Source organism: Acidovorax sp. BLS4 (genome assembly GCF_032929295.1).
Classification (GTDB): Bacteria; Pseudomonadota; Gammaproteobacteria; order Burkholderiales; family Burkholderiaceae_C; genus Paracidovorax.
On sequence record NZ_CP136797.1, the window covers coordinates 669,680 to 684,131 of the forward strand.

At 70.0% G+C, this 14,452-nt stretch carries 13 protein-coding genes; 10 read left to right on the top strand and 3 right to left on the bottom strand.

Going from position 1 to position 14,452, the window contains the following annotated elements:
- Window positions 1-61 precede the first annotated feature (61 nt).
- Window positions 62-1,723: an L-lactate permease gene (locus R1Z03_RS03175; protein ID WP_272566317.1), complete on the top strand. Its 1,662-nt coding sequence runs from the start codon at window positions 62-64 to the stop codon at window positions 1,721-1,723.
- Window positions 1,724-1,880: 157 nt separating this feature from the next.
- On the opposite strand, the gene R1Z03_RS03180 is transcribed toward R1Z03_RS03175, so the two are convergent.
- Window positions 1,881-2,219 carry a serine/threonine protein kinase gene (locus R1Z03_RS03180; protein WP_284397368.1) on the bottom strand — a complete coding sequence of 113 codons (339 nt, stop codon included), beginning with the start codon at window positions 2,217-2,219 and terminating at the stop codon, window positions 1,881-1,883.
- A 150-nt stretch (window positions 2,220-2,369) separates the two neighbouring features.
- Complete coding sequence (locus R1Z03_RS03185) at window positions 2,370-3,251, bottom strand: MBL fold metallo-hydrolase (protein WP_317356823.1); 882 nt, start codon at window positions 3,249-3,251, stop codon at window positions 2,370-2,372.
- A 124-nt stretch (window positions 3,252-3,375) separates the two neighbouring features.
- Between R1Z03_RS03185 and R1Z03_RS03190 the strand changes: the two genes are divergently transcribed.
- The 5 genes from R1Z03_RS03190 to R1Z03_RS03210 all read left to right on the top strand — a co-directional run bounded on the left by R1Z03_RS03190 (window position 3,376) and on the right by R1Z03_RS03210 (window position 5,492).
- Window positions 3,376-3,690 (top strand): helix-turn-helix transcriptional regulator, encoded by a 315-nt coding sequence (locus R1Z03_RS03190; RefSeq protein WP_284397363.1) that lies wholly within the window; start codon window positions 3,376-3,378, stop codon window positions 3,688-3,690.
- 5 nt (window positions 3,691-3,695) lie between these two features.
- A complete protein-coding gene (locus tag R1Z03_RS03195) occupies window positions 3,696-4,124 on the top strand; it encodes a YeeE/YedE family protein (protein ID WP_317356825.1) in 429 nt (142 codons plus the stop codon).
- A 16-nt stretch (window positions 4,125-4,140) separates the two neighbouring features.
- Window positions 4,141-4,563 (top strand): DUF6691 family protein, encoded by a 423-nt coding sequence (locus R1Z03_RS03200; RefSeq protein WP_284430508.1) that lies wholly within the window; start codon window positions 4,141-4,143, stop codon window positions 4,561-4,563.
- A gap of 102 nt (window positions 4,564-4,665) precedes the next feature.
- Window positions 4,666-5,214 carry a type 1 glutamine amidotransferase domain-containing protein gene (locus R1Z03_RS03205; protein ID WP_284427864.1) on the top strand — a complete coding sequence of 183 codons (549 nt, stop codon included), beginning with the start codon at window positions 4,666-4,668 and terminating at the stop codon, window positions 5,212-5,214.
- 5 nt (window positions 5,215-5,219) lie between these two features.
- Window positions 5,220-5,492 carry a hypothetical protein gene (locus tag R1Z03_RS03210; protein WP_317356828.1) on the top strand — a complete coding sequence of 91 codons (273 nt, stop codon included), beginning with the start codon at window positions 5,220-5,222 and terminating at the stop codon, window positions 5,490-5,492.
- A 111-nt stretch (window positions 5,493-5,603) separates the two neighbouring features.
- On the opposite strand, the gene ssb is transcribed toward R1Z03_RS03210, so the two are convergent.
- Window positions 5,604-6,173, bottom strand: a complete 570-nt coding sequence (gene ssb, locus R1Z03_RS03215) for a single-stranded DNA-binding protein (protein ID WP_272566325.1) — start codon at window positions 6,171-6,173, stop codon at window positions 5,604-5,606.
- A gap of 175 nt (window positions 6,174-6,348) precedes the next feature.
- Between ssb and R1Z03_RS03220 the strand changes: the two genes are divergently transcribed.
- The 4 genes from R1Z03_RS03220 to R1Z03_RS03235 all read left to right on the top strand — a co-directional run bounded on the left by R1Z03_RS03220 (window position 6,349) and on the right by R1Z03_RS03235 (window position 14,015).
- On the top strand, window positions 6,349-7,695 hold the full coding sequence (locus R1Z03_RS03220) for a chloride channel protein (protein ID WP_284430506.1): 1,347 nt from the start codon (window positions 6,349-6,351) through the stop codon (window positions 7,693-7,695).
- A gap of 50 nt (window positions 7,696-7,745) precedes the next feature.
- Complete coding sequence (locus tag R1Z03_RS03225; protein ID WP_284397350.1) at window positions 7,746-8,228, top strand: C40 family peptidase; 483 nt, start codon at window positions 7,746-7,748, stop codon at window positions 8,226-8,228.
- Between the two features lie 45 nt (window positions 8,229-8,273).
- Window positions 8,274-9,389 (top strand): 3-deoxy-7-phosphoheptulonate synthase, encoded by a 1,116-nt coding sequence (locus tag R1Z03_RS03230; protein WP_317356836.1) that lies wholly within the window; start codon window positions 8,274-8,276, stop codon window positions 9,387-9,389.
- Between the two features lie 123 nt (window positions 9,390-9,512).
- Window positions 9,513-14,015 carry an EAL domain-containing protein gene (locus tag R1Z03_RS03235; protein ID WP_317356838.1) on the top strand — a complete coding sequence of 1,501 codons (4,503 nt, stop codon included), beginning with the start codon at window positions 9,513-9,515 and terminating at the stop codon, window positions 14,013-14,015.
- Window positions 14,016-14,452: the final 437 nt, after the last annotated feature.

A 14,452-nucleotide genomic window follows, 5' to 3' on the forward strand; every position in this document is an offset into this window, starting at 1 on the left:
CAGAGGGCCGCGGCACGGGGCCCCGCGGTCCGCACACCGATAGAACACCGGAGACAAATCCATGACCTGGCAGCAAATCTACGACCCGTTCGGCAACATGATCATTTCCACCGCGCTGGCCGCGATCCCGGTGGTCGTGATGCTCGCCGCGCTGGGCTTCTTTCACATCAAGGCGCACATCGCGGCCGGGCTGGGCCTGGTCGCGGCGCTGCTGGTGGCCATCTTCGCCTACGGCATGCCGGCCGACATGGCCGGGCGCGCGGCGCTGTATGGCGGCTTCACCGGCCTGCTGCCCATCGGCTGGATCGTGCTGAACATCATCTTCCTGCACCAGCTGACCGAGCAGAACGGCAGCTTCAAGGTGCTGCAGGATTCGCTCTCGGGCATCACCGGCGACCGGCGCATCCAGCTGCTGCTGATCGCCTTCAGCTTCGGCGCGTTCTTCGAGGGCGCGGCGGGCTTCGGCACCCCGGTGGCGGTGACGGCGGCCATCCTGATCGGGCTGGGCTTCTCGCCGCTGGCCGCCTCGGGCCTGTCGCTCATCGCCAACACGGCGCCGGTGGCGTTCGGGGCGCTGGGCACGCCGGTCATCACGCTGGCCAAGGTACACGGCTACGACCTGATGGAGGTGACGGCGATGGTGGGGCGGCAGTTGCCGTTCTTCTCGCTGCTGGTGCCGTTCTGGCTGATCTGGGCCTTCGCGGGCCGCAAGGGCATGTGGGAGATCTGGCCCGCCATCCTGGTGACGGCGGTGTCCTTCGCCGTGCCCCAGTACCTGGTGTCCAACTTCATCGGCCCCGAACTGGTGGACATCATCGCCGCCATCGTCTCCATGGCCTCGCTGGTGGCCTTCCTGCGCGTGTGGAAGCCCAAGACGGTGTGGACCTCGGCCTCGCTGCGCGGGCGCGACGTGAGCGCCTCGGAGGCCAAGCCGCCCCAGCCCGTCACCGCGCACAGCCGCGCCGCGCTGGTGGCCGCCTGGACGCCCTGGGTCATCCTGTCGGTGTTCGTGTTCATCTGGGGCCTGCCGCCGGTCAAGGCCTGGCTCAACGGCCTGTTCGCGCCCGCCTTCCCCATGGCCGGCCTGCACAACCTGATCGAGAAGGTGCCGCCCGTGGTGCCCACGCCCACCAAGGAGGGCGCGGTGTACACGCTGAACCTGCTGTCGGCCACCGGCACCGCCATCCTGCTGTCGGCGGTGGTGAGCGCGTTCTTCATGAAATACAACCCGGTCGCCATCGCGCGCACGTTCTTCAAGACGGTGTGGCTGGTGCGCTTTTCGCTGCTGACCATCGTGCTCATGCTGGCCCTGGGCACGCTCACGCGCTATTCGGGCACCGACACCACGCTGGGGCTGGCGTTCGCCAACACGGGCGTGTTCTACCCGTTCTTCGGCACGCTGATGGGCTGGCTGGGCGTAGCGCTCACCGGCTCGGACACGGCCTCGAACGTGCTGTTCGGCGGCATGCAGAAGGTCGCCGCCGAGCAGTTGGGCCTGTCGCCCAACCTCATGGGCGCGGCCAACAGCTCGGGCGGGGTGATGGGCAAGATGATCGATGCGCAGTCGATCGTGGTGGCATCGACGGCCACCCGCTGGTTCAACCACGAGGGCGACATCCTGCGCTACGTGTTCTTCCACTCGATCGCGCTGGCCTGCCTGGTGGGGCTGTACGTGACGCTGCAGGCGTATGTGTGGCCCTTCCACCTGATGGTGGTGCACTGAACGGGCCGTGGAACCGGCGGCGGCCTCGACGTCAGGCGCTTGAAGCCTTTTGGGCCGCAACCGCATGTTCCACTAGGGCATACCGCTATATTTTCAATAGCAAACAAAAGGGGCGCACGGGCGCCCCTTTTGTTTTTTGCTGCGTTGCCGCGCCGCGTCAGCCGGTGCGCTTGGCGTCCGGGTCGCTCGGGCCGTTGCGGTCGGAGAGCATCTCGGCCGGTGGCTCCAGGTCGCCGCTGTCGCTGCCCTCGGCCTCCCAGGTGCCGCCGTCGCGGCCGGTCTTGCCGCGGGGGTGGGCCATGTCGGTGCCGTCGTCGAAGTTCAGCGGGCCGCCGCTGCGCGGGTCGTCGAAGGCCTGCACCGAGATGTCCTCGATGCCGTCCGAAACGTCCTGCTCGGCTTCCAGGTGGTCGTTGATGTCGTCGCCTTCCGGCATTTCGGCCGTGGGATCGTCGGTGGGGTCGATGGCGGTGTCGGGAACGATGGGGGTGCGCATGGCGGGCTCCTTGGGTCGGTCGGTGGGGACGCGGTCCGTGAAACGGTGCGCCGGATGCCCACAGCTTCGCCCCGTGCCAGCGCCGGGGCAGTGGGCCCGGCACCTGTTACCGGGTAGGAGCGATCCCGCACGGCACGACAACGCCCGGGCTCAGGCGGCCGGCGGCGTCCCGAACGCGTTCAGCGGAATGCGCAGGTAGGCGATGCCGTTCGCCTCGGGGGGCGGCAGTTGCCCGGCGCGCACGTTGACCTGCAGGGAGGGAAGCAGCAGCGCCGGCGCGCCCAGCGTGGCGTCGCGCGCGCGGCGCAGGGCGACGAAATCCGCCTCGGCCACGCCGCCGCCCACGTGGATGTTGTGTTCGCGCTGCGCCTGCACCGTGGTCTCCCATTGCGGCGCGCGCCCGGCCGGTGGGTAGTCGTGGCATACGAACAGGCGCGTGTCGCCCGGCAGCGCCAGCAGCCGCTGGATGGAACGGTAGAGCGTGGCCGCATCGCCCCCGGGAAAGTCCGCCCGCGCCGTGCCCACGTCGGGCATGAAGAGCGTGTCGCCCACGAAGGCCGCGCCGTCCACGAAGTAGGCCATGTCGGCCGGCGTGTGCCCCGGCACCCACAGGGCCGTGACGGGCGTGTCGCCCAGCCGCAGCGTCTCGCCATCGCGCACCAGATGGTCGAACGGGCTGCCGTCCGCGGCGCCGGTTTCGGCGGGAAAGAGCCGGCCGAAAGCGGCCTGCACCGCGCGGATGTGCTCGCCCACCGCGATGCGTCCCCCCGCCTGCGCCTTCAGGTATGGCGCGGCCGACAGGTGGTCGGCATGCACATGGGTCTCCAGGATCCACTGCACCGTGAGCCCCCGCTCGCGCACGCAGGCCAGCACCCCATCGGCCGAGCGGGTGGCGGTGCGGCCCGCGGCGGCATCGAAGTCGAGCACCGGATCGATGATGGCCGCGCACCGCGTCGCCAGATCCCACACGAGGTGGGTCACCGTGCCCGTGGCGGGATCGAAGAACGACTGCAGGGAAGTGGTGCGGGGCATGGCGGGCGGCCTTTCAGGCGGTTCAGCAGACAACAATCTTTCCACAGATATTATGTGATTTGATATATTGAATCCAACGCCGACCTTTCGGTGGCCTTGTGACGGCTTTTGCATCGATCTTCCCATGGACCCCACCCCCATCGACCCCGAGCGCCTGCGCCAGGCGGCCAGCCAAGCCGTCTCGGCCCTGAAGGCCCTGGCCAACGAAGACCGGCTGCTGCTGCTGTGCCAGCTGTCGCAGGGCGAGCAGTGCGTGAGCGACCTGCAGGCACGTCTGGGCATCCAGCAGCCCACGCTGTCGCAGCAGCTCGGCGTGCTGCGCACCCAGGGCGTGGTGGAGACCCGGCGCGAGGGCAAGAACATCCATTACCGCGTGGCCGACGCCGCGCTGCTCGAGATCCTGGCGGTGCTGTACCGCCTGTATTGCCCCAAGGAATGAACCCCATGGCCATCGACTGGAACGCCTTCACCCCCGGCACCGCGTTGGCGGGCGGCGCGCTCATCGGCCTGGCGGCCGGGGGCTTTTTCCTGCTGGCGGGGCGAATCGCCGGCATCAGCGGCGTGGTGGGCGGCCTGCTGCGGCCCCGGCGCGGTGACCGGGCCTGGCGCGTGGCCTTCGTGGCGGGCCTGATCGCGGCGCCACTGGCCTATGCACTGGCCGCACCCCTGCCGGCGGTGCGCATCGACGCCGGCCCGGGCCTGCTCATCGCCGCGGGCCTGCTGGTGGGCGTGGGCACGCGCTACGGGGCGGGCTGCACCAGCGGCCACGGCGTGTGCGGACTGTCGCGCTGGTCGGTGCGCTCGCTGGTGGCCACGCTGGTTTTCATGGCGGCCGGCATGGGCACCGTCTTCGCGCTGCGGCACCTGGCCTGAACGGAGGGAACGCGCCATGACCGTTCTGATCGCCTTTGCCGCGGGCCTGGTCTTCGGGCTGGGGCTGCTGGTGTCCGGCATGGCCGACCCGGCCAAGGTGCTGGGGTTCCTGGACATCGCGGGGTCCTGGGACCCGTCGCTCGCCCTGGTAATGGCTGGCGCCGTGGGCGTGGCCCTGGTGGCGTTCACGATGGCGCGCCGTCGGGGCACCACGCTGCGCGGCACACCGTTGCAGTGGCCCGCCGCGCACGGCATCGACGCGCGGCTGGTGGGCGGCAGCGCGTTGTTCGGCATCGGCTGGGGGCTGGCCGGCATCTGCCCCGGCCCGGCCCTGGTGCTGCTGGGCATGGGGGTGCCGGACGGCGTGTGGTTCGTGGCCGCCCTGCTGGCCGGCATGGCGGTGTTCGAGGGCATCGAGCGCTGGCGCGGTCGCGGCTGACGACCGCCATGCAGGCCGATGTCCTGCGCCGCGATGGCAGTTGGCCGACACGCCACGGGCACCACGGCCCCTAGATTGGTGGCCTTTGAAAGGACCCCACCCATGACCGCATCCTCTCCCGCCGCCAGCGCCCGCACCGTCGCCATCCTCGTGACCGACGGCTTCGAGCAGGTCGAGCTGACCGGCCCGCGCGACGCGCTGCAAAAGGCCGGCATCGCCACCCGGATCATCGCCCCGAAGGCCGGCCAGGTGCAGGGCTTCCACCACGACGAAAAGGCCGACACCTTCGCGGTGGACGGCACCCTCGATCAGGCCGATCCCGCCCGGTTCGATGCCGTGCTGCTGCCCGGCGGCGTGCTCAACGCCGACACCCTGCGCACGGACGCGAAAGCCCAGGCCTTCGTGCAGGCCATCGACCAGGCCGGCAAGCCCATCGCCGTGATCTGCCATGGCGCCTGGCTGCTGGTGGACGCTGGCCTGGTGCGCGGCAAGACCCTGACCAGCTGGCCCAGCCTGGCCACCGACCTGCGCAACGCCGGCGCCACCTGGGTGGACGAAACCGTGCACGTCGAGGGGCAATGGGTCAGCAGTCGCAAGCCTGACGACATTCCGGCGTTCAACCAGAAGCTGTTGCAGGCCGTGGGCGCCTGACCGCGATGGACGACTGGCTCGGCCTCTTGCAGTGGCCGGCATTCGCGGCGTCGGTGCTGGCAGCCTGGCTGGTCGCCTCCACGCACTCAGCGCGGCGCAATGCCGGGTTCTGGATCTTTCTCGGCAGCAACGTGCTGTGGCTGGCCTGGGGATGGCACACCCGCGCCTGGGCGCTCATGGCGCTGCAGTGCTGCCTGGCGGCGATGAACGTGCGGGGCCTGTGGAAAACGGAGCCGGCCGGCGAGGAAAAGGAAGGCGCGGGCAAGGAGGCCGCCTGAAAAAGCAGTCCGTCGGTGGCCCTGCACCCCGCAATAAAGGTGCGAAAAAGGCCTGTCTCCTTGCGAAGACAGGCCTTTCATGGGCCACGACGGCACAACGGCACAACGGCTTCAGAACGGAATGTCGTCGTCCATGTCGTCGAAGCCCGAGGCCGCGCGCGGGGCCTGGGCGGCGGGCGCCGGTGCCGGGCGGGGTGCGGGCGCGGCAGGGCGCTGGACTGGTGCCGGTGCCGGGCGGCGTGCCGGAGCGGGCGGGGCGCTGTTGTCGTAGCCGCCGTCGTTGCCACCGCCGCCATAGCCGCTGTCTTCGTAGCCGCCACCGCCGCCCTGGCCGCCGCCCATGCCCTGGCGGCTGCCCAGCATCTGCATGGTGTCGGCGCGGATTTCGGTGGTGAATTTTTCCTGGCCGGCCTGGTCGGTCCACTTGCGGGTGCGCAGGCTGCCTTCCACATAGACCTGCGAGCCCTTGCGCAGGTACTGGCCGACGATTTCGGCCAGGCGGCCGTTGAACACCACGCGGTGCCACTCGGTGGCTTCCTTGTTCTCGCCGGTGTTCTTGTCGCGCCAGCGGTCGGTGGTGGCGATGGTGACGTTGGCGACCTGGTCGCCGCTGGGGAAGGTGCGCATTTCGGGATCGCGCCCGAGATTGCCCACGATGATGACTTTGTTGACGGATGCCATGGTGTAAGGGCCTGTAGAGAATGGTGGAGAGAAGGCACTACGGCCTGCGCGGCCTGCCAGGGGCCGCGGGGAGCCGTCGATTGTGCCCGATTCGCCCCGTTCGCGGACTGGCCGTGCGGCAAGCCCGTGCCACAATCAAAACGCCTTGTTCCACCGCCTGCCCTGGCCATTTCCCATGCATCGCGAACCCGACTTTCTTCACAACCTGCGGCAGGAGTTCGCGGACGGCTGGCGGTGGGTGGAGCGCGCGATCGTGCTGGCCTACGCCGCGGCGGCCGGGCTCTTCGTGGTGGCGTTCACGGTCCTGGGGGAATGGGCGTTCGCACGCTTCGAGCAGGTGCTGCACTGGCAGGGCGGCTGGGGCGTGCTGCTGTGGACCCCGGCGCTCACGGCGGCCATCGTGTGGGCCACGCGCCGCTTCGTTCCCGGGGCGGCAGGCTCGGGCATTCCGCAGGTGATGGCGGCGCTGGAGCCGGGCCTGCCGCCCGGCCAGCGCGGCTACTTCGTCTCGCTGCGCATGTCGCTGGGCAAGGTGCTGCTGGGCAGCGCGGGCTTTCTGGCCGGGCTTTCCATGGGCCGCGAGGGCCCGTCGGTGCAGGTCGCGGCGGGCGTGATGCAGCACGCGCAGCGCTGGCTCGGGCCGCGTTCGGGCATCACCAGCCATGCGCTGCTGGTGGCGGGCGGGGCAGCCGGCATCGCCGCGGCGTTCAATGCGCCGCTGGCGGGCGTGGTGTTCGCGATCGAGGAGCTGTCGCGCAAGCTCGAATCGCGCAGCAGCGGGCTGATCATCGCGGCCATCGTGCTGGCCGGGCTGATGGGGGTGTCGTTCTTCGGCAACCTGACGTATTTCGGGGTGATCCGCGTGCCCCGCCTGGGCTGGGACGCGCTGCTGCCTGGCCTGGGCGTGGCCCTGGTGTGCGGCGTGCTGGGCGGCCTGTTCGCCAAGCTCATCACCGCTTCGCTCACCGGTGCGCCGGGCCGGCTCAACCAGTGGCGCGCCCGGTTCCCGGTGCGCTTCGCGGCGGCGGGCGGGCTGGCGGTGGCGGTGATCGGCCTGGCCACCGGCGGCGCCACCTTCGGCGCCGGCTCCGAGGCGGTCAAGCACATGCTGGCGGGGCAGGCCGATGTCCCGGCGTTCTATGTCACGCTGAAATTCATCGCCACCTGGCTCACGGCCTGGTGCGGCGTGCCCGGCGGCTTCTTCGCGCCAGCGCTGTCGATCGGTGCGGGGGTGGGGCACAACATCTCGCTGCTGACCGGCGCGGACATCGCCCCGGCCCTGATCGCCATGGGCATGGCGGCCTTCCTGGCGGCGGTCACGCAGGCGCCGCTCACGGCCTTCATCATCGTGATGGAGATGGTGGACGGCCATGCCATGGTGCTGAGCCTGATGGCCTCGGCCATGCTGGCCAGCCTGGTGTCGCGCATGCTGGTGCGCCCGCTGTACGAAACGCTGGCGGAACACCTGCTGCACAAGGTGGGCGCGGGGCCGGCGGCACCGGCGGACGCATCGCCCCGCTGACATCCACGCTCGCGCGCCTGGTGCCGCAGCACATCCGTTACCCTCGGTGCATGCGTGCCTCCCTCTGCCTTGCACTGTTGTCCGCCGCCTTGCTGCTGGCCGGCTGCGGCACCACGCCACAGCCGCGTTCGCCGCGCACCAGCGTGACGTATTCGCAGCTGTCGCCCGACCAGTCGAGCGACATCGCCATCCATGCGCTGGGGCTGGTGGGCACGCCGTACCGCTATGGCGGCAACACGCCCGAAGGCGGATTCGACTGCAGCGGCCTCATCGGCTATGTGTACAAGAGCCGCGCGGGCATCGCCCCGCCGCGCACCGTGGCGCAGCTGAGCGACTTCGGGCTGCCGGTGGACAGCGGCGACCTGCGCACGGGCGACCTGGTGGTGTTCGGCGCGGGGCGGCCGACGCATGCGGGCATCTACGTGGGCGAGGGCCGCTTCGTGCACGCGCCCTCCACCGGCGGCGAGGTGCGGATGGACCGGCTCGATTCGCGCTACTGGTCACGGCAGAAAACCGCCTTCCGCCGGCCCTGAGCGGGGCCGAGGGGCAGCGGCGGGCGGCGCGCGACAATCGCCGCCATGACGACCCCAGCCACCCCCCACGTGCACCGCACCGCCACCCCGCTCTCCACCCACGACACGACCCGCATTGACGACACGCGCATCAAGGCCGTGCGCCCGCTGATCACGCCTGCGCTGCTGCAGGAATGGCTGCCCACGCCGCCCGGCGCGCTGCAGCTGGTCGAGACCAGCCGCGCGGCGATCTCGCGCGTGCTGCACGGCCAGGACGACCGGCTCGTCGTGGTGGTGGGACCCTGCTCGATCCACGACCACGGGCAGGCCATGGAATACGCCCGCCAGCTCAAAACGCAGGCCGATGCGCTGTCGCAGGACCTGCTGGTCGTGATGCGCGTGTATTTCGAGAAGCCCCGCACCACCGTCGGCTGGAAGGGCTACATCAACGACCCGCACCTGGACGGCAGCTTCGCCATCAACGAGGGGCTGGAGATGGCCCGCGCGCTGCTCCTGGACATCCTGGCGCTGGGCCTGCCGGTGGGCACCGAATTCCTGGACCTGCTCAGCCCGCAGTTCATCAGCGACCTGGTGAGCTGGGGCGCGATCGGGGCGCGCACCACCGAAAGCCAGAGCCACCGCCAGCTGGCCAGCGGCCTGTCGTGCCCGGTGGGCTTCAAGAACGGCACCGACGGCGGCGTGAAGGTGGCCAGCGACGCCATCCTGGCGGCCCAGGCGCCGCATGCCTTCATGGGCATGACCAAGATGGGCCAGTCCGCCATCTTCGAGACGCGCGGCAACAACGACTGCCACGTGATCCTGCGCGGCGGCAAGCAGCCCAACTACGCGGCGCCGTCCGTGGACGCCGCCTGCCAGCTGCTGCAGGCGGCGGGGCTGCGCGCGCAGGTAATGGTCGACGTCTCGCACGCCAACAGCAGCAAGCAGCACAGCCGCCAGATCGACGTGGCGGCCGATGTTGCCGGGCAGGTGGCCGGCGGCGACCGCCGCATCGTGGGCCTGATGATCGAGAGCCACCTGCAGGAAGGCCGGCAGGACATCGTCGCTGGCCAGCCCCTGGCGCAGGGCGTGTCGGTGACCGACGCCTGCATCAGCATGGCGCAGACAGTGCCGGTGCTACAGGGCTTGGCCCAGGCGGTGCGCGAACGGCGCCAGGCCCGATAGGCCAGGAAGCAACACCGGCCGGCGCAGCGCCGGTGTAGCATTCACCGTTACTTTTTGTAGTCATTTGCCGCCGCAGATCCCGATCCGCCCGAATCCCATGCAGGTGCTGTCGCCTACCGACCCATGCCCACGGTCACTTTCCCGTCCGCTGGCCTTTTGAGCGTGCCGCCCAAGGTTGCGCCCGTGGGCAAACGCCTGGAGGCGCTGCGTGCCTGCGCGGTGCTGGACACCCCGGCGGAGGAGGCGTTCGATCAGCTGACCCGGCTGGCCGCCCGCCTGTGCGGCATGCCCATGGCGGCGATCGGTTTCATCGACCAGGGGCGCGAGTGGTTCAAGGCCAGCACCGGCATCGAACTGCAGTCGCTGGATGCGGCCCACCCGCTGTGCGCCCTGGCGGTGGACGGCCGGGTGGTGCAGGTGCAGGACACCCACGCCCATTCCACGCTGCGCCGCCATCCGCTGGTGATCGCCGGGCCGCGCGTGCGCGCCGTGGCGTGCATGCCGCTGATCACCGCGGAGAAATGGGTGCTGGGCGCCGTGGTGGTGATGTCCACCGAGCCGTGCGTGCTGCAACCGCCCCAGCTCGAATCGTTGCGCGCGGTGGCCGGGCAGGCCATCGCCCTGCTGGAGTTGCGCCGCAGCCAGCGCAACCAGGCGCGCATGGCCACCGAGCGGGCCGCCAGCGACGAGCGCTTTCACCTGGTGGCGCGCGCCACGGCCGACGCCATCTGGGACTGGAACCTGCACGACGACTCCATGTGGTGGAACGAGGGCATGCAGACGCTGTTCGGTGTGCCCATGCAGACCCTGCCGCACGACAGCACGTCGTGGACGCTGCGCCTGCACCCGGAAGACAGCGACGCGGTGCTGGAGAGCATCCACGCGGCGATCGAGGGCACGGCCAAGCACTGGGCCGAGGAATACCGCTTTCGCCGCTACGACGGCAGCTACGCCTGGGTGCAGGATCGCGGCTTCGTGATCCGCGACGCCGAAGGCCATGCGATCCGCATGGTGGGCGGCATGACCGACATCAGCGCGCAAAAGGACAGCGCGCTGCAGGCCAAGGACGAGGCCCGCACCCACGCCGAGCTGGTGCGCGTGCAGCAGAAGATTTCGTCGCTCGAACTGTCCATGGACGAGGTGCTGCAGCTGGTGGCCCGCACCGCGATGGAACTGTCCGATGCCGGCGGTGCGATGGTGGTGATGCGCGAAGGCGACAAAGCCCGGGTGCAGGCCAGCACCGGCATGCGCGCCGTGCCGCTGAACGACGTGCGCCCGCTGGAAGGCTACGAGCTGTGGCACCGCATCGACGCGGGCGAGACCGTCTGCAGCCAGCCGGCCGTCGCGCAGGCCATGCCCTCGGCCGCCCTGTGCGAGCCGGGGCCGGTGGCCTTCATCGCGGCGCCGGTGCGCGCGGGCGACGCGGTGGTGGGCATGCTCAAGGTCAACGGCGACCCGCTGGCGTCGTTCTCGCAGCGCCACCTGGCGCACGTGCAGATCCTGGCCGAGTCGCTGGGCGCCGTGGTGCAGCTGCGGCGCTATGCCGCGCAGCTGCACGCGTCAGAGCAGCAATACCGCCTGCTGTTCGATGCGCACCCGCAGCCCATGTGGGTGTACGAGCTGGGCACCCTGCGCATCCTGGCCGTCAACCGGGCCATGGTGCGCCAGTACGGGTACAGCGAGGCGGAACTGCTGTGCATGACCACGCCTGACCTGTGGCCCCAGGACAACCGCGAAGCCCGCATACGGGAAGCGCACACCATTCCCCACAATGCCCGGCGTGACGCCGTGCACCGGCGCCACCGCAAGAAGGACGGCACGGTGATCGACACCGAGGTGTATGCCGGGGGCATCGAATTCAACGGCGTGCCCGCACGCCAGGTGCTGGCCACCGACGTCACGCAGCGCATGCGCCTCGAACGGGAGCTGGCGCGGGTGGGCAGCATCCAGCGGCTGCTGGCCGCCTGCAACGAATCCCTGGTGCGCGCGACCTCCGAGGCAGACCTGCTGCGCGAGGTCTGCCGCATCGCCACGGACGTGGGCGGCTACCGGATGGCCTGGGTCGGCATGGTGCGCGACGATGCGCGCCAGACCATCGAGCCCGTGGCCTGCGCAGGCAAGGACAGCGAAAGTTATATCGAAAGGCTCCAACTGAGCGGGTCGGCCGACCAGCCGGGCGGCCAGGGCCCGGCCGGGCTGGCGGTGCGCAGCGGCCGCCCGGTGATCGTGCGCGACATCCGGCTCGACCCGACATTCGCCAGCTGGACCGAGCGCATGCTGCGGCAAGGCCTGCATTCGGTGATCAGCCTGCCGCTGCGCAACGCCGAGCGCTCGTTCGGCCTGCTGTACCTCTACCCGCCCGAAGTGCTGGAGATCGGCTCCGAGGAGACCGAGCTGCTGCAGCAGCTGGCCAACGACCTGGCCTTCGGCATCGAGAGCCTGCGCACCCGCCAGGACCAGCAGCGCCTGCAGAGCGTGGTGCTCAAGGCCGCCGCTGCCATCTCGGCCAGCACCGGGACCGAATTCTTCAAGCAGCTGGCCAGCAACATGGCGGACGCCCTGGGCGCACAGGCCGGCTGCGTGACGCGGCTGCTGCCGCCGGTGGAGGGACAGCCGCCGCGCGCCATCACGCTCTCGCGCGTGCAGGATGGCGTGGTGCAGCCCAATGCCGAGTATTCGCTGGAGGGCACGCCCAGCCTGCGGCTGGCGACCGAGGCGGAATACGTGGTCACATCCGGCGTCTGCGAGCTGTACCCGCGCTCACCCGTCGCGGCGCTGGGCGCCCAAAGCTACGTGGGCCAGCAGCTGCGCGACGCCGAGGGGCGGCCCATCGGGCTGATCTTCGTGATCTTCCGCGAGCCGCTGGAGCGGCCGGCGCTGGTTTCCTCGACCTTGCGCATCTTCGCGGCGCGCGCCACCGCCGAAATGGCCCGCCAGGCATCGGACGCCCACATTCGGCGCCAGGCCTCGCTGCTGGACAAGGCCCGCGACGCCATCATCGTGCGCGACCTGGAGCACCGCATCACGTTCTGGAACCAGGGCGCGGAACGCATGTACGGCTGGTCGCAGGCGCAGGTGCTGGGCCGCACCATCGACACGCTGCTCTACCAGAACGCCACCGAGTTCCTGCGCGCCACCGAGGCCACCCTGGCCCAGGGCGAGTGGACGGGCGAGATCGTGCAGTTCCACCAGGACGGGCATGCGATCGACGTGGAAGGCCGCTGGACCCTGGTGCGCGACGAGGGCGGCCAGCCCGAATCCATCCTGGCCATCCACACCGACATCGGCCACCGCAAGGCCACCGAGCGCGAGATCCAGCGCCTGGCGTTCTTCGACTCGCTCACCGGCCTGCCCAACCGCATGCTGCTCATGGACCGCATGCACCAGGCCCTGGCCACGGCGCAGCGCCAGCGCCAGGGCGGGGCGCTGCTGTTCATCGACCTGGACAACTTCAAGACGCTGAACGACACGCTCGGCCACGACAAGGGCGACCTGCTGCTGCAGCAGGTGGCGCAGCGCCTGAACACCTGCGTGCGCACCGTCGATACCGTGGCGCGGCTGGGCGGCGACGAGTTCGTGGTGATGATCGAGGCGCTCAGCCCCCGGCCCGACGAACTGGCCGTGAGCGCCCGCGTGGTGGGCGAGAAGATCCTGTCGGTGCTGAGCGCCCCCTATGCCCTGGACGGCTACCAGTACCGCAGCACGCCCAGCATCGGCGTCGCCCCGTTCACCGACGGCCAGTCCACCGTGGGCGAGCTGCTCAAGCAGGCGGACCTGGCCATGTACCAGGCCAAGACCGCCGGCCGCAACACCCTGCGCTTTTTCGACCCCGGCATGCAGGCCGTGGTGACGGCCCGGGCCGCGCTGGAAGACGACCTGCGCACGGCGATCGCCCGCGAGGAATTCCTGCTGCACTACCAGCCCCAGGTGGACACGATGAACCGCGTGGTGGGGGTGGAGGCGCTGGTGCGCTGGCCGCACGCCAAGCGGGGCATGGTGCCGCCAGGCGATTTCATCCCCCTGGCCGAGGAAACCGGCCTCGTGCTGCCCCTGGGCCGCTGGGTGCTGCACACCGCCTGCACCTTGCTGGCCAGCTGGCAGGACGAGCCCTCCCTGTCGCACCTCACCATGGCGGTGAACGTGAGTTCGCGCCAGTTCCACCACGCGGGCTTCGTGGACGACGTGGTGCGTGCGCTGGTGTTCACCGGGGCGCCGGCCGACCAGCTCAAGCTGGAGCTGACCGAAAGCCTCTTCGTGGACGACATGGAAACCACCATCGCCACCATGTCGGCGCTGCGCGCCCATGGGGTGGGTTTCTCGCTGGACGACTTCGGCACCGGCTACTCCTCCCTGAGCTACCTCAAGCGCATGCCACTGGACCAGCTCAAGATCGACCAGAGCTTCGTGCGCGACCTGCTCAGCGATCCCAACGATGCGGCCATCGTGGACACCATCATCGCGCTCTCGCGCAGCCTGGGCCTGAACGTCATCGCCGAAGGCGTCGAGACCGGCGCCCAGCGCAACCGCCTGGCCCAGGCGGGCTGCCAGCTCTACCAGGGCTATTTCTTCAGCCGGCCGCTGCCGGCCGACGTGCTCGAGCGCTTCCTGCGGAACGCGCCCGTCTGATCTTTTTCCTCTGACAGCCCCCGGCAGGCCCCTGCCGGGCGGCTGGGCGGCCTTTCACCCGCCGGGTGGCCCCTCCCCCTGCCTCCGCTGTGCCGAAGGCCCCTGGCGCCTTCCTGCGCCACGCGCATCGTTCTGCCAAACCTCCTCGCCATCCGGGGCGGGCCGCGGGCGACGGTTTTTTCTGTCTTCTCCTTAATGTCTTTATCAATCCATAGTAGTCGTAGTAAGCACGGCCTCCAACTGTGGACAACTGCATTTTTCCGTTGCGGATCAACAGACTTGCGATGCCGTGAACCTTGTGGGCGGCACCCAGCTCCCGCTGTCGCGGCGGCGGGGACAAAACCGGCGCATCGCCTTTCGCTGTGGACAAGTGGCCGGTTGTGCGGGAAATATCCACAGACTTGTTCCCCTGGCCGCCCTTTTTCGCCCATTGGCGC